This is a genomic window from Paracidovorax sp., assembly GCF_057642795.1.
On sequence record NZ_JBXYZY010000037.1, the window covers coordinates 218,083 to 239,836 of the forward strand.

Sequence of the window (21,754 nt, forward strand, 5' to 3'; positions counted from 1 at the left end):
TCCCTGAACTGGGAGCGGCGCGCAGCGCCTTGCCCCTATACGCCGCCGGCCCGGATGCGCTGCACCGGACCGGGAGGGCGTGGGCAGATCACTGCAGCGCCTGCACCCCGGCCACGAGCCAGCCGGTGGAGCCGCTCTTGGGCTTGGTCATGTTCCACACTTCGCGGAACGGGCTGGGTCCGGCGGATGCCTCTTCGCGGATCATGCCGGAGAACTCGACGCTGGCCATGTAGCCGTCGCCCAGGTCTTCGATGCCGAGCAGCTGCGCTTCCAGCATCACCACTTCGGTGTGGTTGGGCTGGCTGGCGTCGCGGTGCAGTTCGCGTTCGTGCAGCTGGGCCCGGATCTCTTCCAGCATGCCGTCGGTCATCATCGAGCGCAGCACGTTGATGTTCGATGCATCCCAGGCGGCCTGCAGCGTGGTGAAGTTGCGCTTGGCGGCGCTCAGGAAGCCTTCGGCGTCGAAGCCCTCGGGCACGCCCCAATTCTGCGAGCCGGCCAAAGCGGAGCCGATGACCACGCCACCGGCCGTCGCGGCGCCGGCAGCCGGGCGGGCCGCTTCGAACGCAGTGGCACTGCGCTCCCAGGGGCGAGCCGAGGCGTCGTTGCCGACGTTGGCCGGGCTGTACTGGCGCGGGACCTGGGCTTCTGCGGGCGTCGCGGCGCCCTCGCCTGCTCCTGCGCCCTGGAATGCGAAGGGCGAGCGGGCCGGCGCGGCGGGCTTGCTGCGGGCCCGCATGATCATGCCGATCACCACGAAAGCCACCAGCACCAGCAGCGCGATCATCAGGAACTGGCCGAACTCGGCGCCCAGGCCCAGAGAGTGGGCCAGCCAGGCCAGGCCCAGGCCGGCGGCCAGGCCACCCAGCATGGCGCCCCAGGGCTTCTTGGGCGCGGCAGCAGCAGGGGCAGCGCCGGGTGTAGCCGGCTTGGCGGCGGCAGCGTTGCTGGGGGCCGCGTTCTGCACCGGCGCGCCAGGGGTTGCGGGCGGCGTGGCTGCGGATTCGCGTTGCGTCACCTGGCTGGACTGCTTGCCCACCGAACGGCCTCCGCCCAAGCGCTTGGCATCGGCGTCCACATGCGCCACCACCAACATCGCGGCCAGGACCACGGACCAGAATTTCATCATCGCTCTCTCCTACTTGTGCGTGTCTCTAATTTGGATCAGCACTTGATTCCAACATGCAGGGCCACGACACCGCCAGTCATATTGTGATAGTCCACATGTCCAAAGCCATTTTGCTGCATGAGGGATTTGAGTGACTCCTGGTCCGGATGCATGCGGATCGATTCGGCCAGATAGCGGTAGCTGGCGTCGTCGCCCGCCACCAGCTTGCCCAGGCGCGGCAGCACCGAGAACGAATACCAGTCGTAAACCTTCTCGAGCGGCTTGGCGACCTTGGAGAACTCCAGCACCAGCAGCTTGCCCCCCGGCTTGAGCACGCGGCACATCTCGGCGATGGCCACGTCCTTGTGGGTCATATTGCGCAGGCCGAAAGCGACGCTCACCACATCGAAATGGGCATCGGGAAAAGGCAGCGCCTCGGCGTCGCAGACCACGGTCGGCAGCACGATGCCCTCGTCGATCAAGCGGTCGCGGCCCACGCGCAGCATGGCCTCATTGATGTCGGTATGCACCACGCGGCCGGAGGCGCCCACCTTCTTGGAAAAGGCGCGGGCCAAGTCGCCCGTGCCGCCGGCGATGTCCAGCACCTGACTGCCTTCGCGCAGGTTGGCGACCATGACGGTGTAGGCCTTCCAGGCGCGGTGCAGCCCGCCGGACATCAGATCGTTCATCACGTCGTACTTGGAAGCGACGGAATCGAAGACGCCGCGCACATGGCGGGCCTTTTCCTGTTCGTCCACCGACTGGAATCCGAAATGCGTGGTGCTCATATCTTTGATGCTCAAGGTTGAACGGGGGTTTGTGTGGTGTGCTGGCGCGACGACGGCTTCAGTGCCCGCCGCACCCGTGGCCATGCCCGTGACCGCCGCCGGCAGCCTTGGCGGCCATGGGCGCGTCGCGATCCACGCCGGCCGCCTGCAGGCGGGCTTCGTAGTCGGCCCAGAGGGCCGCCTCTTCGCGGCCCAGCTGGTAAAGATAGTCCCACGAGAAGATGCCGCTGTCGTGCCCGTCGGAGAAGGTCGGCTTGACCGCGTAGTTGCCCACGGGTTCCAGCGACGCGAGCGTCACGGCGCGCTTGCCTGTCTGCAGCACTTCCTGGCCCGGGCCGTGGCCCTGCACTTCGGCCGAAGGCGAATAGACGCGCATCAGCTCGAACGGGATGCGGAACACCGCACCGTCGGAGAACGCCACTTCCAGCACGCGCGATGCGCCATGCACCGTGATGGATTGCGGAGTGGGCGCGCCTGCGGTCAAACCTGCCATGGGATGTTCACCTGTACTGTTGTCTGAGTGACGGGAAAAAGAAGCGGCCCGCATTGTCCCACTGCTGCGCGCCTGCCCGGCGCTCGACGATCGAGCCCCCCTCCGAGAGCGCGGCGATTGACCCCCTGCGCAGGGCCGGTTACCGTTGGATGCAAACATCGCATCACCTTTTTCATGACTGCAAACTCGGCTATCCCGGCGCAAAGCAAGCTCGCGCACAAGGCGTTCTGGATCATGTCACGACGCGTTACCGTGATGGCTGCCGGGGTCGATCTGGCCTTCCTGATCCTTTTCACGGTGCTGGGCTCACCCGTTCTGGCCTGGCTGAACCTGCTCAGTATCGCGCTCTACGCCGCGGCCTACGGGCTTTTGATCCGCCGCGCCAACGTGGCCGCGCTGCTGCTGATCTGGCTGGAGGTAACAGGCCACGCCGCGCTGGGCACGTGGCTCATCGGCTGGGACAGCGGCTTCCATTACTACCTGCTGATGTTCATTCCGGCCATCATCGTCAGCACCAGGCGACAGTTGCGCACCACCGTGCTGCTGCTGATGCTGTTCGTGTTCTACATGGGGCTGCACACGGTGTCGCGGCATGTCGGCCCCCTGACCCCGCTGAGCGCGCACGGACTGGCAGTGGTCCACGGCTTCAATGTAGCCGTGGTGTTCTGCATGGCGGCGTACACCGCCCGCTTCTATTACGACACGGTGCGCCGCGCCGAAGAGCAGCTGCAGGCGCAGGCCGCGACCGATCCGCTGACCGGCTTGTCCAACCGCCGCAACCTGATCGCGCGCGCGGAACGCACGCTGCCCGAAGCGCGCCTGGCAGGCCGCCCGACGGCTCTGGTGATCGCGGACATCGACCATTTCAAGCACATCAACGACCGCTACGGCCACGATGTGGGCGATCAGGTACTCGTCTCCATCGGCGCCCTGCTGCTGCGGGCCAGCCGTGCGCACGACGTGGTGGCGCGCTGGGGCGGAGAGGAGTTCCTGATCCTGCTGCCGGACACCTCCGCGGAAGCCGCACGGATCCTGGCGGAACGGGTGCGCAGCGCGGTGGCAGAAGCGCCGATGCACCACGCGAGCGGGCGCATCGGCGCCACCCTCTCCCTGGGCGTGTGCGAGGTGGGAGCGGACGAACCGCTCTCCAGTGCCATTGCCCGCGCCGACCGCGCGCTCTACCGCAGCAAGGATGCGGGACGCGACCGCGTAACCACCGCCTGCGGCGCGTTGTGAGCCGCCTTCAGCGGCTGCTGCCCAGACTGTCCAGCTCGCGACACATGGCCTGCTCGGCCGCCGGCAGCAGCGCTGCGACGCGCGCCTCCTCCCCTGGCACCCGTTCACGCAGCGCCGCAGCCCATACCGGCGCGGGGAAGTGGCTATCCCAGCCGAATCGGGCGATCACGTGCCAATGCAGGTGCGGCACCATGTTGCCCAGCGCCGCCAGGTTGATCTTGGCGGGCCGCAGGTCGGCGCGCAGCGCCCGCTCCACGGCACAGACGGCAGCCATGCAGTGCGCTCGGTCCTCCACAGACAGATCGGAGAACTCGGCCGCATGCGCGTGCCACACGACGCGATAGAAGGCGGGAAAGCCGGCCTCGTCGGCGCGGATCACGCGCAGCCGTTCGCCACGCCAGACCAGCGTGCCGCCATCGGCCTCGCAAAGCGGGCAGCCGGCGACAGCCAGCGGAGCGGTGGCGACAACAGCCGGGACAGCCATCAGACCAGGACCCGCTCGATGCCGCCCGCATTGGCGCGCTGCACGTATTCGGGCATCCAGTTCTCGCCCAGGATCTCGCGCGCCATCTCGACGACGATGTAGTCGGCTTCGAGCAGGCCGTTGTTCAGGTCGTCCTGGTAGCGGTTCAGGCCCTGCAGGCAGCTGGGGCAGCTGGTGAGGATCTTCACGTTCTCCTGCGGAGCGACAGCGCCGCTGGCGCGGAGCGCGGCCTCGCCCTTCTTGATCTCCTGCTCCTTGCGGAAGCGCACCTGGGTGGAGATGTCGGGCCGGGTCACGCCGAGGGTGCCGGATTCGCCGCAGCAGCGCTCGCTCTTGAGCACCTGATCGCCCACCAGCGCCTTGACGGTCTTCATCGAGTCCTGCTGCTTCATGGGGCTGTGGCAGGGCTCGTGGTACAGGTACGCGCCCTTGCCCTGCAGCTGGATACCCTTTTCGAGCAGGTATTCGTGGATGTCGATGATGCGGCAGCCCGGGAAGATCTTGTCGAACTGGTAGCCCTGCAGCTGGTCGTAGCAGGTGCCGCAGCTCACCACCACGGTCTTGATGTCCAGGTAGTTGAGCGTGTTGGCGACGCGGTGGAAGAGCACCCGGTTGTCGGTGATCATCTTCTCGGCCTTGTCGAACTGGCCGCTGCCGCGCTGCGGATAGCCGCAGCACAGGTACCCCGGCGGCAGCACGGTCTGAACGCCCGCATGCCAGAGCATGGCCTGGGTTGCCAGGCCGACTTGCGAGAACAGGCGCTCGGAACCGCAGCCGGGGAAGTAGAACACCGCCTCCGTCTCGGCCGTGGTGGCAGCCGGATTGCGGATGATGGGCACGTAGTCCTTGTCTTCGATGTCCAACAGCGCGCGCGCCGTCTTCTTGGGCAGGCCTCCGGGCAGCTTCTTGTTGATGAAGTGGATGACCTGTTCCTTCACCGGCGCCGAGCCCACCGTGGCGGGCGGGTGCGCGGTCTGCTTGCGGCCGAAGCTGCGCAGCAGATCGACGGCGATGCGCTGGGCCTTGAATCCCACGTCCACCATGGCCGTGCGCATCAGCTTGATGGTGTCGGGGTTGGTGGCATTGAGCATGCCCATGGCCAGCGCGTTCCCCGGACGGAAGGTCTTCTTGCCCATCTTGCGCAGCAGGTTGCGCATGTTCATGGTCACGTCGCCGAAGTCAATCTTGACCGGGCACGGCGTGTAGCACTTGTGGCAGACCGTGCAGTGGTCGGCCACGTCCTCGAACTCCTGCCAGTGCTTGATCGAGACGCCGCGGCGCGTCTGCTCTTCGTAGAGGAACGCCTCGACCAGCAGCGAGGTCGCCAGGATCTTGTTGCGCGGGCTGTAGAGCAGGCTGGCGCGCGGCACGTGGGTGGCGCACACCGGCTTGCACTTGCCGCAGCGCAGGCAATCCTTGACCGAATCCGCGATGGCGCCGATGTCGCTCTGCTGCATGATCAGCGACTCGTGCCCCATCAGGCCGAAGCTGGGCGTGTAGGCGTTGGTCAGGTCCGAGAACATCAGCGATTCGCGGGCCGAAACGGCCCCTGGCGCTTGCGCTGCCTGGGCAGAATGCTCCTGATTTCGCAGCAACTTACCCTTGTTGAAGCGGCCCTGCGGGTCCACGCGGCGCTTGTAGTCGGCGAAGGGGCGCAGTTCGTCGTCGGTCAGGAATTCGAGCTTGGTGATCCCGATGCCATGCTCGCCCGAGATCACCCCGTCCAGGCTGCGCGCCAGCACCATGATGCGCGCCACGGCCTCGTGGGCCGTCTGCAGCATCTGGTAGTCGTCGCTGTTGACGGGGATGTTGGTGTGGACGTTGCCGTCGCCCGCATGCATGTGCAGCGCGACCCACACACGCCCCTTGAGCACGCGCTGGTGGATGGCCTGCGCCTCGTCCATGATGGGCTTGAAGGCCGCACCGGGGAAGATCTTGGCGAGCGGCTCTCGGATCTGCGTCTTCCAGCTGGCGCGCAGGGTGTGGTCCTGCAGCTGGGGAAAGAGCGTCTCCACGTCCTGCAGCCAGCCGGACCAGAGGGCGCGCACCTCGCCCAGCAGCGCCACGGCCTGGGCCACGCGGTCTTCCAGCAGTTCGGCCGAGGGGATCTCGTGCGCGTCGTCCTGGCGGCCCAGCGGCAGGTTGCCGCGCAGGAAGAAATCCTGCAGCGCGTCGCACAGCTGCAGCTTGTTGCGCAGCGACAGTTCGATGTTGATGCGCTCGATGCCGTCGGTGTATTCGGCCATCCGAGGCAGTGGGATCACCACGTCTTCGTTGATCTTGAAGGCGTTGGTGTGCCGGCTGATGGCGGCCGTGCGCTTGCGGTCCAGCCAGAACTTCTTGCGCGCCTCGGGGCTGATGGCGATGAAGCCTTCGCCTGCGCGGGAGTTGGCGATGCGCACGACCTCGCTGGTCACGCGCGCCACGGCGTCGGCGTCATCGCCCGCGATGTCGCCGAACAGCACCATCTTGGGCAGTCCGCCGCCGTGCTTCTTGCTCTTGGTGGCGTAGCCCACGGCCTTGAGATACCGGTCGTCCAGATGCTCCAGGCCGGCCAGCAGCACGCCCGAACGCTTCTGTTCGGCGAACATGAAGTCCTTGATCTCGACGATCGAGGGCACCGCGTCCTTGGCGTTGCCGAAGAATTCGAGGCACACGGTGCGCGTGTGGGCCGGCATGCGGTGCACCACCCAGCGCGCGCTGGTGATCAGGCCGTCGCAGCCTTCCTTCTGGATGCCGGGCAGGCCGGAGAGGAACTTGTCCGTCACGTCCTTGCCCAGGCCTTCCTTGCGGAAGGTGCGGCCGGGGATGGCCAGCCGCTCGGTACGGATCGGCGTCCTACCGTCGGCCTCGAAATACTGCAGCTCGAAGGTGGCCGTCTCCACGTCGTGGATCTTGCCCATGTTGTGATCGAGGCGCGTGACTTCGAGCCACTGCGCCTCGGGCGTCACCATGCGCCAGCTGACCAGGTTGTCCAGCGCCGTGCCCCATAGCACGGCCTTCTTGCCACCCGCGTTCATGGCGATGTTGCCGCCGATGCAGGACGCCTCGGCGCTGGTCGGATCGACCGCGAAGACGAAGCCCGCGCGCTCGGCCGCATCGGCCACGCGCTGGGTGACCACGCCGGCCTCGGTCCAGATGGTGCCCACCTCGCCCTCGATGCCTGGCAGGCGGCGCATCTCCACCTCGGTCATGGCTTCGAGCTTCTCGGTGTTGATGACCGCGCTGCGCCAGGTCAGCGGAATGGCGCCGCCGGTGTAGCCGGTGCCGCCGCCACGCGGGATGATGGTCAGCTCGAGTTCGATGCAGGCCTTGACCAGCGCGGCCATCTCGGCCTCGGAGTCGGGGGTGAGCACCACGAACGGGTATTCGACGCGCCAGTCGGTGGCGTCGGTCACGTGCGAGACGCGCGAGAGGCCGTCGAACTTGATGTTGTCCTTGGCCGTATGACGGCCCAGGCGCTTTTGCACCTGGCGGCGCAGCTGGGCGGCCAGGGCGAAGGTGGCGTCGAACTCGGCGATGGCGCGGCGGGCGGCTTCGACCAGCTGGCCGACCAGGCGGTCGCGCTCCTCGTCTTCGCCCGGGGTGCGGCGCTTGCCGATCTCGGCCAAGCGGTGCTGCAGGGCCTCCACCAGCATCTTGCGGCGGCCCTCGTTATCCAGCAGGTCGTCCTGCAGGTAGGGGTTGCGCTGCACGACCCAGATGTCGCCGAGCACCTCATACAGCATGCGCGCGGAGCGGCCTGTGCGGCGCTCGCGGCGCAGCTGGTCCAGCACATCCCAGGCATCGGAGCCCAGCAGCCGGATGACGATTTCCCGGTCGGAAAACGAGGTGTAGTTGTAGGGAATCTCGCGCAGGCGAGCGGGCTCGGCGACCTGGGCCTGCAGGGTGGCCAGCGCTATCGGAACATTCATGGGGATCAACCTGGGTCGGGCTCGTGGGACGCCCGCTGTGCCTTGGGGGAGGGGACGGGATTTTAAGTCACCCGCCATCCAGGCGCTGCGACGCGGCTCCGTGGGCACCCGCCCGCAGAGCTTGCGGCGCCCCCTGCTCGACCGGATCGACCTGCAGTCCGCCAATAGCGGGCGCTCCGCGCTATTATTTGAATAGCAAAAGGCCCCGCCCCACGTTCAGAAAAGCACCCGGCTGCGCAGGGTGCCGGGCACCTGGGCCAGCTTGTCCAGCGCCAGATCGGACGACTGGGCGTCGATGTCGATCACCACGTAGCCGATCTTCTCGTTGGTCTGCAGGTACTGCGCGGCGATGTTGATGTGGTTGTCGGCGAACACCTGGTTGATGGCCGAGAGCACGCCCGGCACGTTGCGGTGAATGTGCAGGATACGGTGCTTGCCCGGGTGCGCGGGCAGCGCCACCTCGGGAAAGTTCACCGACGTGATCGAGGTGCCGTTGTCGCTGTACTTCACCAGCTTCTCGGCGACCTCCAGCCCGATGTTGGCCTGCGCCTCCATGGTGGAGCCGCCGATGTGCGGCGTGAGGATGACGTTGTCCAGCCCGCGCAGGGGGCTCACGAATTCGTCCTTGTTGGTGCGCGGCTCGACCGGGAAGACGTCGATGGCCGCGCCCAGCAGCTTGCCGGACTTGAGCGCCTCAGCCAGCGGCTCGATCGCCACCACCGTGCCGCGCGAGGCGTTGAGCAGGATGGCGCCGTGCTTCATCGCCGCAATCTCGGCCGCGCCGATCATCCACTGGGTGGAGGGCAGCTCGGGCACGTGCAGGGTCACGATGTCGCTCTGCGCCAGCAGCGCCTGCAGTGAGGGCGCCTGGCGCGCATTGCCCAGCGGCAGCTTGTTGATCACGTCATGGAAGACGACGTGCATGCCCAGCGCCTCGGCCAGCACCGACAGCTGCGTGCCGATGGAGCCGTAGCCCACGATGCCCAGCGTCTTGCCGCGGATCTCGTAGGCGTTCTCGGCGCTCTTGAGCCAGCCGCCGCGGTGCGCCACGGCGCTCTTTTCGGGCACGCCGCGCAGCAGCAGGATGGCTTCGGCCAGCACCAGCTCGGCCACCGAGCGGGTGTTGGAGTACGGCGCATTGAAGACGGCCACGCCGCGCTCGCGGGCCGCATCCAGGTCGATCTGGTTGGTGCCGATGCAGAAGGCCCCCACGGCCACCAGCTTGTGGGCCTGAGCCAAGACCTCGGCCGTCAGCTGCGTGCGCGAGCGGATGCCCAGGAAGTGCACATCGGCGATCTTGCGCTGGAGCTCCTCGTCCGGCAGCGCCCCGGACACCAGCTCAACCTGCGTATAGCCCGCGCCGCGCAGCACCTCTACCGCAGACGGGTGGATGCCTTCGAGCAACAGGAACTTGATCTTGCTTTTGTCCAGAGAGGTTTTGGCCATGGCGATGAGGAAAAAGAAGGAAGAAGGGAAGAAAGACGGAGGGACAAGGGCGGCGACGGCCCGAAGGCAGGCGCAGGGGACGCGCCCCGCTCAGGCTGCAGGCCCACCGCGGCCCCGCTGGCCCGCGCCGCCAACGCCGCAGAGCCGAACCGGGCTGGCCAAATCATTGTGCATCGCACCAATTCCCTTAGGGCAGCACAGTATTCGGCCGCCCTGGGGAGTGGCAGGCCCTGGGCCACACCGTGACTTGTCACAATACCGACACGTCACCGACACGACTGCAAAGGCCGTCCGCGACGGGTTTCCCCCGTTGAACCGCCGGCCGTGGCATGTCACAACGTCACGGGGACGTCACGGAGTGCGCTATACGATGGCTGATCCGTGCCTTCCCGCACCATCCCCTACGCAGGAGTTTTCATGCAATTCAAGCACCTGGCACTGACCGCCGCCCTCGCCGCGTCGGCATGCCTGTCTGCACAAGCCCAGACCGAGATCCAGTGGTGGCACTCGATGACCGCCGTCAACGGCGAATGGGTGAACGATCTGGCCAAGCAGTTCAACGAGAGCCAGAAGGACTACAAGATCGTGCCCACCTACAAGGGCACTTACGACGAATCGATGACGGCCTCGATCGCCGCCTTCCGCGCCGGCAACGCGCCGCACATCCTGCAGGTGTTCGAGGTGGGCACCGCCACCATGATGGCCAGCAAGGGCGCGATCGTGCCCGTGGGCAAGGTCATGCAGGACGCGGGCGCACCGTTCGATCCCAAGGCCTACATCCCGGCCGTCGCGGGTTATTACACGGCTCCTAACGGCCAGATGCTGAGCTTCCCGTTCAACAGCTCCACCACCATCTTCTATTTCAACAAGGACGCCTTCAAGGCCGCCGGCCTGCCCACCGACAAGGCGCCCGCCACCTGGCCCGAAGTGGTCGCCGCCGCCGCCAAGCTCAAGGCCGCCGGCCACAAGTGCCCGTTCACCACCGCCTGGCAGGGCTGGACGCAGCTGGAGAGCTTCTCGGCCTGGCACAACGTGGAGTTCGCGAGCAAGTCCAACGGACTGCAGGGCATGGACGCGCGCCTGAAGGTCGATTCGCCGCTGCACGTGCGCCACATCGAGAACCTGGCCAACATGGCCAAGCAGGGTCTCTTCGTCTATAAGGGCCGCGGCAACGTCCCTGAAGCCAGCTTCGTCTCGGGCGAGTGCGCCATGATCAACACCTCGTCCGGCTTCTACGGCAACGTGGCCAAGAACGCCAAGTTCGCCTACGGCCTCGCGCCCCTGCCCTACTACCCCGACGTGCCCGGCGCACCGCAGAACACCGTCATCGGCGGTGCCAGCCTGTGGGTGATGTCCGGCAAGAAGCCCGCCGAATACAAGGGCGTGGCCGAGTTCTTCAAGTTCATCTCGCGCCCCGAAGTGCAGGCCGCCAGCCACCAGCGCACCGGCTACCTGCCCGTCACCCTGGCCGCCTATGACCTGACCGAAAAGTCCGGCTTCTACAAGCAGCACCCGGGCACCGACGTGGCCGTCACGCAGATGATCCGCAAGGTGACCGACAAGAGCCGCGGCATCCGCCTGGGCAACTACGTGCAGATCCGCGCCATCGAGGACGAAGAACTCGAACAGGTCTGGTCCGGCAAGAAGACGCCCCAGGAAGCGCTGCAGAACATCGTCAAGCGCGGCAACGAGCAGCTCGAACGGTTCCAGAAGGCCAACAAGAGCTGATGCCGCGGGCTGCGGCCGGCCGCCGGCACGTCCGGCACCAGGTCGCAGCTGCCTTCTCGCCCCAACCCTCCCCGCGTGTGCGGGGAGGGTTTTTTGTCGTTCAACCCTTCACCCTGCAAGGATCGCAGCGTGCGGCCCTCGCGAGGGCCTTTCGCAGACATCATGGAAAAACGCGTCCGATTCAAATCCGCCTGGCTGCCGTGGCTGCTGATCGCACCGCAGATGGCCGTCATCGTGGTCTTCTTCTTCTGGCCGGCCAGCCAGGCCCTGGTGCAGTCACTGCAGCTGCAGGACGCCTTCGGCACTTCCACCGAATGGGTGGGGCTTGAGAACTTCCGGCGCCTCTTCGAAGACCCCGGTTACATCGATTCGTTCAAGACCACCGCCTTCTTCTCGGTACTGGTGGCGACCAGCGGCATCGTGCTGTCGCTGCTGCTGGCGGTGTTCGCCGACCGCGTGGTCAAGGGCGCGATGTTCTACAAGACCCTGCTGATCCTGCCCTACGCCGTGGCGCCCGCCGTGGCCGCCGTGCTGTGGGTGTTCATGTTCTCGCCCTCGCTGGGCGTGGTCTCCTACGCGCTGGGCCACTTCGGCATCGACTGGAACCACCTGCTCAATTCAGGCCAGGCCATGGCGCTGATCGTGATGGCCTCGGTCTGGAAGCAGATCTCCTACAACTTCCTCTTCTTCCTGGCCGGGCTGCAGTCGATTCCCAAATCGCTGATCGAGGCCGCTGCCATCGACGGCGCGGGCCCCCTGCGCCGCTTCTGGACGGTGCAGTTCCCTCTGCTTTCGCCCACGACGTTCTTCCTGCTGGTGATCAACGTGGTCTATGCGTTCTTCGACACCTTCGCCATCGTCGATGCCGCCACCCAGGGCGGGCCCGGCAAGGACACCGCCATCCTCGTCTACAAGGTGTATTACGACGGCTTCAAGGCCATGGACCTGGGCGGCTCGGCTGCGCAGTCGGTGGTGCTGATGCTGATCGTGGTCGCGCTCACCGTCGTGCAATTCCGCTACGTCGAAAAGAAGGTTCAGTACTGACATGGTCGAACGCAGCCTCACGCGCGGCATCCTCGCGCACTTCATCATGGTGCTGGGCGTCGTCATCGTCGCCTTCCCCCTGTACCTGGCCTTCGTCGCCTCCACCCACACCGCGCAGGAGATCGTGCAGGCGCCCATGCCCCTGCTGCCCGGTTCGCACTTCTGGGAAACCTACAAGGCCGCGCTCTTCGGGCGCGACCAGGGCGCCGGCTCCACCGCGCCCGTGGCCCGCATGATGTGGGTGAGCTTCGTCTCGGCCATAGTCATCACGGTCGGCAAGATCGCCATTTCTCTGATGTCGGCCTTCGCCATCGTGTACTTCCGCTTCCCGTTCAAGGGCCTGTGCTTCTGGCTGATCTTCATCACCCTGATGCTGCCGGTGGAAGTGCGCATCGGACCGACCTACCAGGTCGTCTCCGACCTGGGGATGCTCAACAGCTATGCGGGCCTCACGGTGCCACTGATCGCCTCGGCCACGGCCACCTTCCTCTTCCGGCAGTTCTTCCTCACGGTGCCCGACGAGCTGGTCGAGGCCGCGCGCATGGACGGCGCCGGGCCGATGCGCTTCTTCAAGGACGTGCTGGTGCCGCTCTCGCGCACTTCCATCGCGGCGCTGTTCGTGATCCAGTTCATCTACGGCTGGAACCAGTACCTCTGGCCGCTGCTGGCCACCACCAGCGAGGACATGTACCCGGTGGTCATCGGCATCAAACGCATGATCGCCGGCGGCGACGGTCAGAACGAATGGAACATCGTCATGGCCACCGCCCTGCTGGCCATGCTGCCACCCGCGCTGGTGGTCATCCTCATGCAGAAATGGTTCGTCAAGGGGCTGGTGGATACCGAGAAGTAATCCACCCAAAACCCCTTGCAGCGCCCATTCCATCAACGCATACAGCTACGGATTCAATAGCAAAATGGCATCTCTTTCCCTGCGCAACGTCATCAAGCGCTACGGCCACGGCCCCAAGGCCAACCAGGTCATCCACGGCGTCAACGCCGAAATCGCCGACGGCGAATTCATCGTCATCGTCGGCCCCTCGGGCTGCGGCAAGTCCACCCTGCTGCGCATGGTCGCGGGCCTGGAGGAAATCTCCGGCGGCGAGATCGCCATCGGCGACCGCGTGGTCAACGACCTGGAGCCCGCCCAGCGCGACATCGCCATGGTGTTCCAGAACTACGCGCTCTACCCGCACATGACGAACTTCGAGAACATGGCCTATGGCCTGAAGATCGCCAAGGTGCCCAAGGACGAGATCCGCGCCCGTGTGGACAAGGCCGCCAAGATCCTCGAACTCGGCCACCTGCTGGAGAGAAAGCCCCGCGAACTCTCCGGCGGCCAGCGCCAGCGCGTGGCCATGGGCCGCGCCATCGTGCGCCAGCCGCAGGTGTTCCTGTTCGACGAGCCGCTCTCCAACCTCGACGCCAAGCTGCGCGCGCAGACCCGCCTGGAAATCCAGAAACTGCACCGCGAGCTGGGCATCACCAGCCTCTTTGTCACCCACGACCAGGTCGAGGCCATGACGCTGGCCCAGCGCATGATCGTGATGAACGGCGGCGTGATGGAGCAGTTCGGCACGCCCGAAGAGGTCTATCACGCACCCGCATCGACCTTCGTGGCGAGCTTCATCGGCTCGCCACCCATGAACCTGCTCAAGAACGCACCGGGCTGCCAGGCCGGCGCGGTGCTGGGCGTGCGCCCCGAACACCTGGACGTCACGGCCGCCGACGGCTGGGAGGTGCGCGTGGACAGCGTGGAGCTGCTGGGCGCCGAACGCCTCGTCTATGCCCGCCTGGGCGACGAGCAGCTCATCGTGCGCGTGGAAGAAGGCACGCTGCACCCGCAGCCCGGCGACACGCTGCGCGTGGCCCCGCGCCCTGACCGCCTGCACTGGTTCGACGCGGCCAGCGGCAAGCGGCGCTAAGCCACAGCCAACGCCACCGGCACAATCCACCTGATGCACGACGACGCCCCCGCCCCTGCCGCCCGCCCGGCCGCGCCCGCCTGGCCCTATCCCCGCTGGATCGCCCACCGCGGCGCCGGCAAGCTCGCCCCGGAGAACACGCTCGCGGCCTTCCGGCTGGGTGCCTCGTACGGCTTCCGGATGTTCGAGTGCGACGCCAAGCTTAGCGCCGACGGCGTGCCCTTTCTGCTGCACGACGCCACGCTGGCGCGCACGACCAACGGCACCGGCACGGCCGGCGACCGGCCCTGGAGCGAGCTGGCGCAGCTCGATGCCGGCGGCTGGCACTCGCGCGCCTGGGCGGGCGAGCCGCCGGCATCGCTGGCGGGCCTGGCGCGCTTTTGCATCGCCAACGGCTATTTGCTGAACATCGAGATCAAGCCCACGCCGGGTACCGAAGAGGCCACCGGCCGCGCCGTCGCCGCCCAGGCCGCACGGCTCTGGCAGGGCCAGGCGGTGCCGCCGCTGCTCACCTCGTTCAAGCCCGCAGCCCTCGCCGGCGCCCGCGACGCCGTGCCCGCGCTGCCGCGCGGCCTGCTCCTCGACACGCTGCCCGACGGCTGGCTCGATACCGCACAGCAGCTGGGCTGCGTGGCCATTGTCTGCAACCACGCCCTCTGGACGGCCGAAACGGTCGCCGCCGCGCAGGGCGCCGGGCTGCGCACGCTGAGCTACACGGTCAACGACGAATGGGCCGCCCAGCGGCTGATCGACCTGGGCACGGACGGCATCATCACCGACCGGGTCGATCTGTTCAGCCCGGCGGCGAACTGAGTCGAGCCCAAGGCGCCCGGCGGCCTTCCGCTGGCGAGCGGGCGGCAGCCAAGGCTACGTGCTCGCCGGCATGCCACCACGGCCCCAAGGCATCGCACAATCCGGGGATGATTTCGCCCCGTCCGACCCGCATTCCCTGCCGCACCGCCTGCGGCGGAATTCCCACCGCCCCCCCCCCCACCCCATTCCTCACCCAGCTCCTGGCCTGCCTGCTGCTGGCCATCGCCTTCCTCGGGCTGGGCGGCGGCCCGGCCCATGCCCAGCCCGGCGGGTCCAGCAGCGGCAACGGCAGCAGCACACAAGCACAGACGGGCAACGACGATGACGGCAACCCTGTCGACACGCCCATGCCGCCCAGCGTCGATGTGCTGCGCAAGCAGTTGGACGCCATCCCGCAAAAGCTCGCCGAAGACGACGACGGACGCAAGCTGCTGGGTGAAGTCAACGCCATCGGCACCGCAGCCGAGCAGCTGGCTACCAGCCGCGCCGCCGATCTGGCCGACATCGACTCGCGCCTGGCTGGCCTGGGGCCCGCGCCTGAAAAAGGCGCGCAGGCCGACTCGCCCGACGTGGCCGCTCAGCGGGCCGCGCTGACCAAGCAGCGCGCCGCCGTCGATGCGGAACTGAAGCTCGCGCGCCTCATCATGGTGGATGCCGAACAACGCGGCGCCGATCTCATCCGCCAGCGCCGCGAGCAGTTCCAGGCGGCGCTGACCCACCGCATCGACTCACCGCTGGGCCGCGTGTTCTGGCGCAACCTGCGCAATGCCCTGCCGGGCGATGCCGTCCGTCTCGAGTCCCTGGCGAACGAAGTGCGTACCGCCGTGCGCGCCGCGATGCAGTCCGAAAGCCGCGGCACCTTCCTCGCAAGCCTGGCGGGGGCGCTGCTGCTCGCGGTCGCCGGCACCTGGCTGGCCGAGCGCTTGCTGATCCGCCTGGTGCCGTCGCGCCTGCCGGGTGGGCGGCTGCGGCGCTCGCTGCTGGCGGCGGCGTCGGTGCTGGTCCACACCCTGCTCATCGGCCTGGCCGCGCAGTGGTTCTGGAGCGCGCTGGAAGCCGGCGCCCCGCTCTCGGATTCCGTGGAGTCGCTGGCCGACAGCAGCGTGCGCTCGGCCGTGTTCGCCGCGGTGCTCATCTCGCTCGGCCATGCGCTGCTCCTGCGAAAGCGCAGCTCCTGGCGGCTGACCGGCATCTCCGACGGTCTGGCCACGCGCCTGAGCCCCTACCCATGGTGCATCGGCATCGTCGCGGCGCTGAGCGCGCTGGTAACGGACATCAACAGCATCATCGGCGCCAGCCTGGCCGCCGAGGTGTCCGTCCACGTGGTGTCGGCCTTGCTGGTGGCGGCCCTGATGGCGCTGGCGCTGCGCCATCTGCGCACCCCCTCGGCGCCCGCCGCCGCCCCTGCTGCCGGCGACGCTGACGGTGGGAATGCCGCAGATGCAGATGCACCGGCAGCCGAGCCCCGCCCGGTCTGGGTCGGCCTGGTCGTCGCCTGCGCCAACCTGGCCACGCTCGCCATTGCGCTGATGGTGGCCGTGGGCTACGTGGCGCTGGCCGGCACCCTGGCGCGGCAGATGGTGTGGACGGGCGTGGTCTTCGCCACCACCTACCTCGCCTTCCAGGTGGTGGACGACGTGTGCGAGGCGCTGCTGTCGTCCAAGAGCGGCTTCGGCGGCCGCCTGCACCGCGGCCTGGGCGTGGATGCCAATTTGCTCGACCAGGTCGCCGTGGTCACCTCGGGCGTGCTGCGCGTGGCGCTCTTCTTCTACATGGTGATTGCCCTGCTGGCACCCTTCGGCACCGGCCCGGACGAAGTCTTCCGCCGCGGCACCAATGCCGACCACAGCCTGAAGGTGGGCAGCGTGGTCATCGCGCCGCAGGCCATGTTCACGGCGATGGCCGTACTGCTCGCCGGCTTTCTCACCATCCGCGTCTTCAAGCGCTGGCTCAGCGACCGGTACTTTCCCAGCACCTCGCTGGAGCCGGGCATGCGCAGCTCCATTACCACGCTGCTGGGCTACGTGGGTGGCGTGGTCGTCATCGCCGTGGCGCTGGCAGGCCTGGGCATCAGCGTGGAACGCATCGCCTGGGTGGCCAGCGCACTGTCGGTGGGTATCGGCTTCGGGCTGCAAGCCATCGTGCAGAACTTCATCTCGGGCCTGATCCTGCTGGCCGAGCGGCCCGTGAAGGTGGGCGACTGGGTGGTGCTCGGCACGACGGAGGGCGACGTGCGCCGGGTGAACGTGCGTGCCACCGAAATCCAGCTGGGCGACCGTTCCACCGTGATCGTCCCCAACTCGGAATTCATCACCAAGACCGTGCGGAACATGACGCTCACCGGCGCCCCCGGCCGCGTGCTCCTGCGCCTGCCTGCTCCGCTGGATGTGGACGCCCGGCGCATGGGCGACCTCATCCTGGCCGCGTTCACTGCGCACGAGGGCATTCTGGACAATCCCGCGCCCGTGGTGCAGCTGGAAGACATCGTCAGCGGTACCCTCACCTTCCTGGCTATCGGCTACGTGAGCAACCCGCGCAACGCCGGCGGGGTGAAGAGCGAACTGCTGTTCTCCATTCTCGAATCGCTGCGCGAAGCCGGCATGGCGCTCTCGCCCCCGGCATCGACCAGTGTGCCGCCCCCCACGATGGCGAGCGCGCAGGCCCTGCCCACCGTGGCCATTCCCCAGCCGAAGGGGCCGGCAGGCGATCCGACGCCGGACGCTACGTAAACCATAGCAATACGCCTGCGCAAATCAAGGGCCTGCAATCCATTCCTGCCGGGATTCGGCCTTGCATAGCGACCCACCCTGCGGCGGCCGGCCGGTGAGCAGCCGCAGGTCCGCAGGCATCGGGCCAGCCGTACGGTGTGGCCGTCGAGCGGCTGGCTAAGAGGGCGCCGGTACCGGTGCGGCGGCGCGGGTGAAGCGGCCTCCGAGGGCGCGCAAGGCCACGACATCGAACCGCAGATCATGAAACTGCCCGGGGCGAGAACGGGCTGCGTGCTGGCGCTGAGGTGCCGGGCGATGGAGCGAAGCCTTGACTGGCTGGCAAGGCCCCGCAGGCTGTCGCGCGACGACGAGCGGCGACCGGAGTGCTCGGCGTGCGGCACCTCCCCGGTGTGTGCGCTGCTCATGTTGCCGGGGCAGCGCCGGGAGCGGAAGCCGGAAGTTCACACCGTGCTCCGGCCCCGGCTCAGGGAGTTTTTCGCTGCAAGCGCTCGCAGATCGGACGCAGGCAGCTATGAAATAAGGAGCGCCCCGCGGCAGGGCGCCCGGCCTCTACCGCCCGGCGCTGGGACAGCTCAATAGAGCTGAAGGCTGACCCAGTAGGCAATGGCCGCGACAAAGGCGCTGGCCGGAATCGTCAGGACCCACGCCCAGACGATGTTGCCCGCCACGCCCCAGCGCACCGCGCTGGCGCGCTGCGTGGAGCCCACGCCGACAATGGCGCCGGTGATGGTGTGGGTGGTGGAGACCGGAATGCCCAGCGCCGTGGCCAGGAACAGGGTCAGCGCTCCGCCGGTTTCGGCGCAGAAGCCGCCCACGGGCTTGAGCTTGGTGATCTTCTGCCCCATGGTCTTCACGATGCGCCAGCCGCCAAACATGGTGCCCAGCCCGATGGCTGCATAGCAGGCAACGATGGCCCAGGTGGGCGGAGAGGCGTCCGAAGCGGAGGCGTAGCCGGTGGCGATCAGCAGCAGCCAGATGATGCCGATGGTCTTCTGCGCATCGTTACCCCCATGGCCCAGACTGTATGCGCCGGCCGAGAGCAGCTGCAGCCGGCGGAACCACTTGTCCACCTTGCCCGGACGCGCGCGGCGGCAGATCCATGCGACGGCCACCATCATGAGCGAGCCCAGCAAGAAGCCCAGCAGCGGCGACACGAAGATGAAGGCCACGGTCTTCAGGATGCCGGCGGACACCAGCGCACTCGCGTCGGCCTTGGCCATCACGGCGCCCACGATGCCACCGATGAGCGCATGCGAGGAGCTGCTGGGAATGCCGTAATACCAAGTGATGAGGTTCCAGCTGATGGCACCGACGAGCGCGCCGAAGACCACGTGCGTATCGACCACGCCCGGCTGCACGATGCCCTTGCCGATGGTGGCCGCCACGCTCAGGTGGAAGATGAAAATGGCGACGAAATTGAAGAAAGCGGCGAAGACCACGGCCTGGCCGGGCTTGAGCACGCCGGTGGAAACGACGGTGGCGATGGAATTGGCCGCGTCGTGGAACCCGTTCATGAAGTCGAACAGGATGGCCAGCGCGACGAGCAGGACCACGACCCAGAGGGCGGTTTGTACGGTTGCCATGGAAAGCTGTTGGGAGCTAGAGGGGACGACCGCTGCGCGTCAGGAGTTCTCGAGGATGATGCCCTCGATCAGATTCGCCACGTCTTCGCACTTGTCGGTGATGGTCTCGAGCAGCTCGTAGATGGCCTTGAGCTTGATGACCTCGCGCACGTCCGGCTCTTCGCGAAAGAGCTTGCTCAACGCGCTGCGCATCACGCGGTCGGCATCGCTTTCCAGCCGGTCGATCTCCTCGCAGGTCTTGAGCGCGGCCTCGGCCACGGACGGCTCCGCGATCTTGTCGAGGAGCTTGACGGCGTCGCGCAGGCGCTCGCAGCACTTGAGGCTGAGATCGGTCAGGCGGGTGATCTCTTCCGTCATGTGGCGCACATCGTAGAGCGCCATGGTTTCGGCCGAATCCTGGATCAGGTCGGCCACGTCATCCATCGTATTGATGAGCGAGTGGATCTGCTCGCGGTCGATGGGCGTGATGAAAGTCTTGTGCAGCGTGCGGTTGACTTCGTGCGTCACCCGGTCGGCCGCACGCTCAGCGTTGTCCACATCCTGGTTGTACTTGTCGCGCAGGTGAGGGTCGTTGTAGTTGGCGACCAACTGGGAAAAGGCACGTGCGGCCTCCACGATGCGGTCCGCATGCTGATTGAACATCTCGAAGAAATTGCCTTCACGCGGCAACAGCTTTCCAAACAACATGCGAACTCCTGAGCAGACCTGGACAAGAAATAATGACGCCGCCGTGAACCTTTTGTGACGATCCGGCGAAAAGCGCGAGTGTAACCGGGCGCCCATAGCGTCGGCGCGGTCCTACAAAAGGCCGTCCTAACCCCTGTGTTTTGCCGATCACGCACCAATGCGCGGACAGCCACGGAAACGACAAGGGCACCCGAAGGTGCCCTTGCTCAACCTTTCGCCGCGGCCATGCCACGGCGGAAAGAATCACTCGCCCAGGTAGGCGGCGCGCACGCGCGGATCGCTCAGCAGGTCCTGGCCGGCGCCGGTCATGCCGATCTGGCCGGATTCCATCACGTATCCACGATCGGCAATGGCCAGCGCGCGGCTGGCATTTTGCTCGACCAGCAGCACGGTCACGCCCAGGGCGTACACATCGCGGACCACCTCGAAGATCTTGTCCACCATGATGGGCGACAGGCCCATGGAGGGTTCGTCGAGCAGCAGCACCTTGGGCTGACTCATCAGCGCGCGGCCCATGGCCAGCATCTGCTGCTCGCCGCCGGACATGGTGCCGGCCAGCTGGTCCTTGCGCTCGCGCAGACGCGGGAAGATGGTGAACATCTTCTCGATATCGGCCTGGATACCGGCCTTGTCCTTGCGGATGTAGGCGCCCATCAGCAGGTTCTCGGTGATGGTCATGCGGGCGAACACGCCGCGGCCTTCCGGCACCATGACCAGGCCCTTCTTGACCAGGTCCCACGCGCCTTTGCCCTTGATGCTCTCGCCCAGGTACTGGATGTCGCCATCGACGAAGGGCAGCGTGCCCGTGATCGCCTTCATGGTGGTGGTCTTGCCGGCGCCGTTGGAGCCGATGAGCGAGACCAACTCGCCCTCACGCACCTCGAAGTCCACGCCCTTGACGGCCTGGATGCCGCCGTAGGCCACCTTCAGTCCCTTGACGGCCAGCAAAACTTTGTTCGATTTCTCGGCCATCTCAGTGTCCTCCGGTGCCCAGATAGGCCTCAATCACTTTTTCGTTCTTCTGCACGTCGGCGGGGTGGCCCTCGGCGATCTGCTTGCCGTAGTCGAGGACGGTCACGCGGTCGCACAGGCCCATCACCAGCTTCACGTCGTGCTCGATCAGCAAGATGGTGCGGTTGTCGTTGCGGATGCGGTCGATCAATTCGCGCAGTTGCACCTTCTCGGTCGCATTCATGCCGGCGGCGGGCTCGTCCAGAGCGATCAGCTGGGGGTCAGTGGCCAGGGCGCGAGCGATTTCCAGGCGGCGCTGGTCGCCGTAGCTCAGCGTGCGCGCCTTGTAGTCGGCGAAGCGGCCGATGCCCACGTAGTCCAGCAGTTCCTGGGCACGGGCACGGATGGCCTGCTCTTCCTGCTTGAAGGCCTTGGTGCGGAAGACCGCGCCCAGCAGCCCTGAACGGGTGCGGATGTGGCGGCCGACCATCACGTTCTCGAGCGCCGTCATGTCGGCGAAGAGGCGGATGTTCTGGAAGGTACGGGCAATACCCGCCTTGGCCACCTCATGGACCGCCGTGGGTTCATAGGGCTTGCCGGCCAACGCGAAGCTGCCGCTGTCGGGCGTGTAGAGCCCGGTGATGACGTTGAAGAACGTCGTCTTGCCGGCCCCGTTGGGACCGATCAGGCCATAGACCTGGCCACGCTGAATGGTGATGCCCACGTCGGAGAGGGCCTGCAGCCCGCCGAAGCGCTTGGAAATGCCGGAGACCTGCAGCACCACATCTTTGGAGTTTTCTGCCATTGCTAACTTTCCGCGGTGTT

Annotated in this window: 17 protein-coding genes; 7 read left to right on the forward strand and 10 right to left on the reverse strand. The window is 66.9% G+C overall.

Annotated elements, in window-relative coordinates:
- Window positions 1-88: 88 nt before the first annotated feature.
- Genes AC3A84_RS15630 through AC3A84_RS15640 form a run of 3 tightly spaced genes read right to left on the reverse strand, consistent with a single transcriptional unit; the run spans window position 89 to window position 2,389 of the window.
- Complete coding sequence (locus AC3A84_RS15630) at window positions 89-1,129, reverse strand: Tim44 domain-containing protein (protein WP_487970950.1); 1,041 nt, start codon at window positions 1,127-1,129, stop codon at window positions 89-91.
- 35 nt (window positions 1,130-1,164) lie between these two features.
- Window positions 1,165-1,896 (reverse strand): bifunctional demethylmenaquinone methyltransferase/2-methoxy-6-polyprenyl-1,4-benzoquinol methylase UbiE, encoded by a 732-nt coding sequence (gene ubiE, locus AC3A84_RS15635; RefSeq protein ID WP_487970951.1) that lies wholly within the window; start codon window positions 1,894-1,896, stop codon window positions 1,165-1,167.
- A gap of 58 nt (window positions 1,897-1,954) precedes the next feature.
- Window positions 1,955-2,389, reverse strand: a complete 435-nt coding sequence (locus tag AC3A84_RS15640) for a gamma-butyrobetaine hydroxylase family protein (RefSeq protein ID WP_487970952.1) — start codon at window positions 2,387-2,389, stop codon at window positions 1,955-1,957.
- 174 nt (window positions 2,390-2,563) lie between these two features.
- Between AC3A84_RS15640 and AC3A84_RS15645 the strand changes: the two genes are divergently transcribed.
- A complete protein-coding gene (locus AC3A84_RS15645; protein WP_487970953.1) occupies window positions 2,564-3,625 on the forward strand; it encodes a GGDEF domain-containing protein in 1,062 nt (353 codons plus the stop codon).
- A gap of 7 nt (window positions 3,626-3,632) precedes the next feature.
- Here the strand turns inward: AC3A84_RS15645 and AC3A84_RS15650 are convergent, their stop codons facing one another.
- The 3 genes from AC3A84_RS15650 to serA all read right to left on the reverse strand — a co-directional run bounded on the left by AC3A84_RS15650 (window position 3,633) and on the right by serA (window position 9,469).
- A complete protein-coding gene (locus AC3A84_RS15650; protein WP_487970954.1) occupies window positions 3,633-4,109 on the reverse strand; it encodes an HIT family protein in 477 nt (158 codons plus the stop codon).
- A complete protein-coding gene (locus AC3A84_RS15655; protein ID WP_487970955.1) occupies window positions 4,109-8,023 on the reverse strand; it encodes a DUF3683 domain-containing protein in 3,915 nt (1,304 codons plus the stop codon). The genes AC3A84_RS15650 and AC3A84_RS15655 overlap by 1 nt, the downstream gene beginning before the upstream one ends.
- Window positions 8,024-8,239: 216 nt before the next feature.
- Entirely contained in the window at window positions 8,240-9,469 is a 1,230-nt protein-coding gene (gene serA / locus AC3A84_RS15660) for a phosphoglycerate dehydrogenase (protein WP_487970956.1), read from the reverse strand.
- Between the two features lie 417 nt (window positions 9,470-9,886).
- Between serA and ugpB the strand changes: the two genes are divergently transcribed.
- The 6 genes from ugpB (at window position 9,887) to AC3A84_RS15690 (ending at window position 17,708) form a co-directional block, all read left to right on the forward strand.
- A complete protein-coding gene (gene ugpB, locus AC3A84_RS15665; protein ID WP_487970957.1) occupies window positions 9,887-11,197 on the forward strand; it encodes a sn-glycerol-3-phosphate ABC transporter substrate-binding protein UgpB in 1,311 nt (436 codons plus the stop codon).
- 162 nt (window positions 11,198-11,359) lie between these two features.
- Window positions 11,360-12,241, forward strand: a complete 882-nt coding sequence (gene ugpA, locus AC3A84_RS15670; RefSeq protein WP_487970958.1) for a sn-glycerol-3-phosphate ABC transporter permease UgpA — start codon at window positions 11,360-11,362, stop codon at window positions 12,239-12,241.
- 1 nt (window position 12,242) lies between these two features.
- The gene (ugpE, locus tag AC3A84_RS15675) at window positions 12,243-13,094 is read left to right on the forward strand and encodes a sn-glycerol-3-phosphate ABC transporter permease UgpE (protein ID WP_487970959.1); all 852 of its coding nucleotides are present in this window, start codon (window positions 12,243-12,245) and stop codon (window positions 13,092-13,094) included.
- 64 nt (window positions 13,095-13,158) lie between these two features.
- Window positions 13,159-14,166 (forward strand): sn-glycerol-3-phosphate import ATP-binding protein UgpC, encoded by a 1,008-nt coding sequence (locus AC3A84_RS15680; protein ID WP_487970960.1) that lies wholly within the window; start codon window positions 13,159-13,161, stop codon window positions 14,164-14,166.
- 33 nt (window positions 14,167-14,199) lie between these two features.
- Window positions 14,200-14,979: a glycerophosphodiester phosphodiesterase gene (gene ugpQ, locus AC3A84_RS15685; protein WP_487970961.1), complete on the forward strand. Its 780-nt coding sequence runs from the start codon at window positions 14,200-14,202 to the stop codon at window positions 14,977-14,979.
- Window positions 14,980-15,086: 107 nt separating this feature from the next.
- Window positions 15,087-17,708, forward strand: a complete 2,622-nt coding sequence (locus AC3A84_RS15690) for a DUF3772 domain-containing protein (protein WP_487970962.1) — start codon at window positions 15,087-15,089, stop codon at window positions 17,706-17,708.
- Window positions 17,709-18,280: 572 nt separating this feature from the next.
- On the opposite strand, the gene AC3A84_RS15695 is transcribed toward AC3A84_RS15690, so the two are convergent.
- The 4 genes from AC3A84_RS15695 to AC3A84_RS15710 form a co-directional block, all read right to left on the reverse strand.
- Window positions 18,281-19,291: an anion permease gene (locus AC3A84_RS15695; RefSeq protein WP_487970963.1), complete on the reverse strand. Its 1,011-nt coding sequence runs from the start codon at window positions 19,289-19,291 to the stop codon at window positions 18,281-18,283.
- A 39-nt stretch (window positions 19,292-19,330) separates the two neighbouring features.
- Window positions 19,331-19,978: a DUF47 domain-containing protein gene (locus AC3A84_RS15700; RefSeq protein ID WP_487970964.1), complete on the reverse strand. Its 648-nt coding sequence runs from the start codon at window positions 19,976-19,978 to the stop codon at window positions 19,331-19,333.
- 243 nt (window positions 19,979-20,221) lie between these two features.
- Window positions 20,222-20,950, reverse strand: a complete 729-nt coding sequence (locus AC3A84_RS15705) for an ABC transporter ATP-binding protein (RefSeq protein WP_487970965.1) — start codon at window positions 20,948-20,950, stop codon at window positions 20,222-20,224.
- Between the two features lies 1 nt (window position 20,951).
- Entirely contained in the window at window positions 20,952-21,734 is a 783-nt protein-coding gene (locus AC3A84_RS15710) for an ABC transporter ATP-binding protein (RefSeq protein WP_486160565.1), read from the reverse strand.
- Between the last annotated feature and the right edge of the window lie 20 nt (window positions 21,735-21,754).

What these genes read in the sequence shown, in the direction of transcription:
- serA (WP_487970956.1), bottom strand. Translation starts at nt 9,469, where the DNA reads ATGGCCAAAACCTCTCTGGACAAAAGCAAGATCAAGTTCCTGTTGCTC.
- AC3A84_RS15705 (WP_487970965.1), bottom strand. Translation starts at nt 20,950, where the DNA reads ATGGCCGAGAAATCGAACAAAGTTTTGCTGGCCGTCAAGGGACTGAAG.
- AC3A84_RS15650 (WP_487970954.1), bottom strand. Translation starts at nt 4,109, where the DNA reads ATGGCTGTCCCGGCTGTTGTCGCCACCGCTCCGCTGGCTGTCGCCGGC.
- ugpQ (WP_487970961.1), top strand. Translation starts at nt 14,200, where the DNA reads ATGCACGACGACGCCCCCGCCCCTGCCGCCCGCCCGGCCGCGCCCGCC.
- ugpB (WP_487970957.1), top strand. Translation starts at nt 9,887, where the DNA reads ATGCAATTCAAGCACCTGGCACTGACCGCCGCCCTCGCCGCGTCGGCA.
- ugpA (WP_487970958.1), top strand. Translation starts at nt 11,360, where the DNA reads ATGGAAAAACGCGTCCGATTCAAATCCGCCTGGCTGCCGTGGCTGCTG.
- ugpE (WP_487970959.1), top strand. Translation starts at nt 12,243, where the DNA reads ATGGTCGAACGCAGCCTCACGCGCGGCATCCTCGCGCACTTCATCATG.
- AC3A84_RS15655 (WP_487970955.1), bottom strand. Translation starts at nt 8,023, where the DNA reads ATGAATGTTCCGATAGCGCTGGCCACCCTGCAGGCCCAGGTCGCCGAG.
- AC3A84_RS15695 (WP_487970963.1), bottom strand. Translation starts at nt 19,291, where the DNA reads ATGGCAACCGTACAAACCGCCCTCTGGGTCGTGGTCCTGCTCGTCGCG.
- AC3A84_RS15680 (WP_487970960.1), top strand. Translation starts at nt 13,159, where the DNA reads ATGGCATCTCTTTCCCTGCGCAACGTCATCAAGCGCTACGGCCACGGC.
- ubiE (WP_487970951.1), bottom strand. Translation starts at nt 1,896, where the DNA reads ATGAGCACCACGCATTTCGGATTCCAGTCGGTGGACGAACAGGAAAAG.
- AC3A84_RS15690 (WP_487970962.1), top strand. Translation starts at nt 15,087, where the DNA reads ATGATTTCGCCCCGTCCGACCCGCATTCCCTGCCGCACCGCCTGCGGC.
- AC3A84_RS15640 (WP_487970952.1), bottom strand. Translation starts at nt 2,389, where the DNA reads ATGGCAGGTTTGACCGCAGGCGCGCCCACTCCGCAATCCATCACGGTG.
- AC3A84_RS15700 (WP_487970964.1), bottom strand. Translation starts at nt 19,978, where the DNA reads ATGTTGTTTGGAAAGCTGTTGCCGCGTGAAGGCAATTTCTTCGAGATG.
- AC3A84_RS15645 (WP_487970953.1), top strand. Translation starts at nt 2,564, where the DNA reads ATGACTGCAAACTCGGCTATCCCGGCGCAAAGCAAGCTCGCGCACAAG.
- AC3A84_RS15710 (WP_486160565.1), bottom strand. Translation starts at nt 21,734, where the DNA reads ATGGCAGAAAACTCCAAAGATGTGGTGCTGCAGGTCTCCGGCATTTCC.
- AC3A84_RS15630 (WP_487970950.1), bottom strand. Translation starts at nt 1,129, where the DNA reads ATGATGAAATTCTGGTCCGTGGTCCTGGCCGCGATGTTGGTGGTGGCG.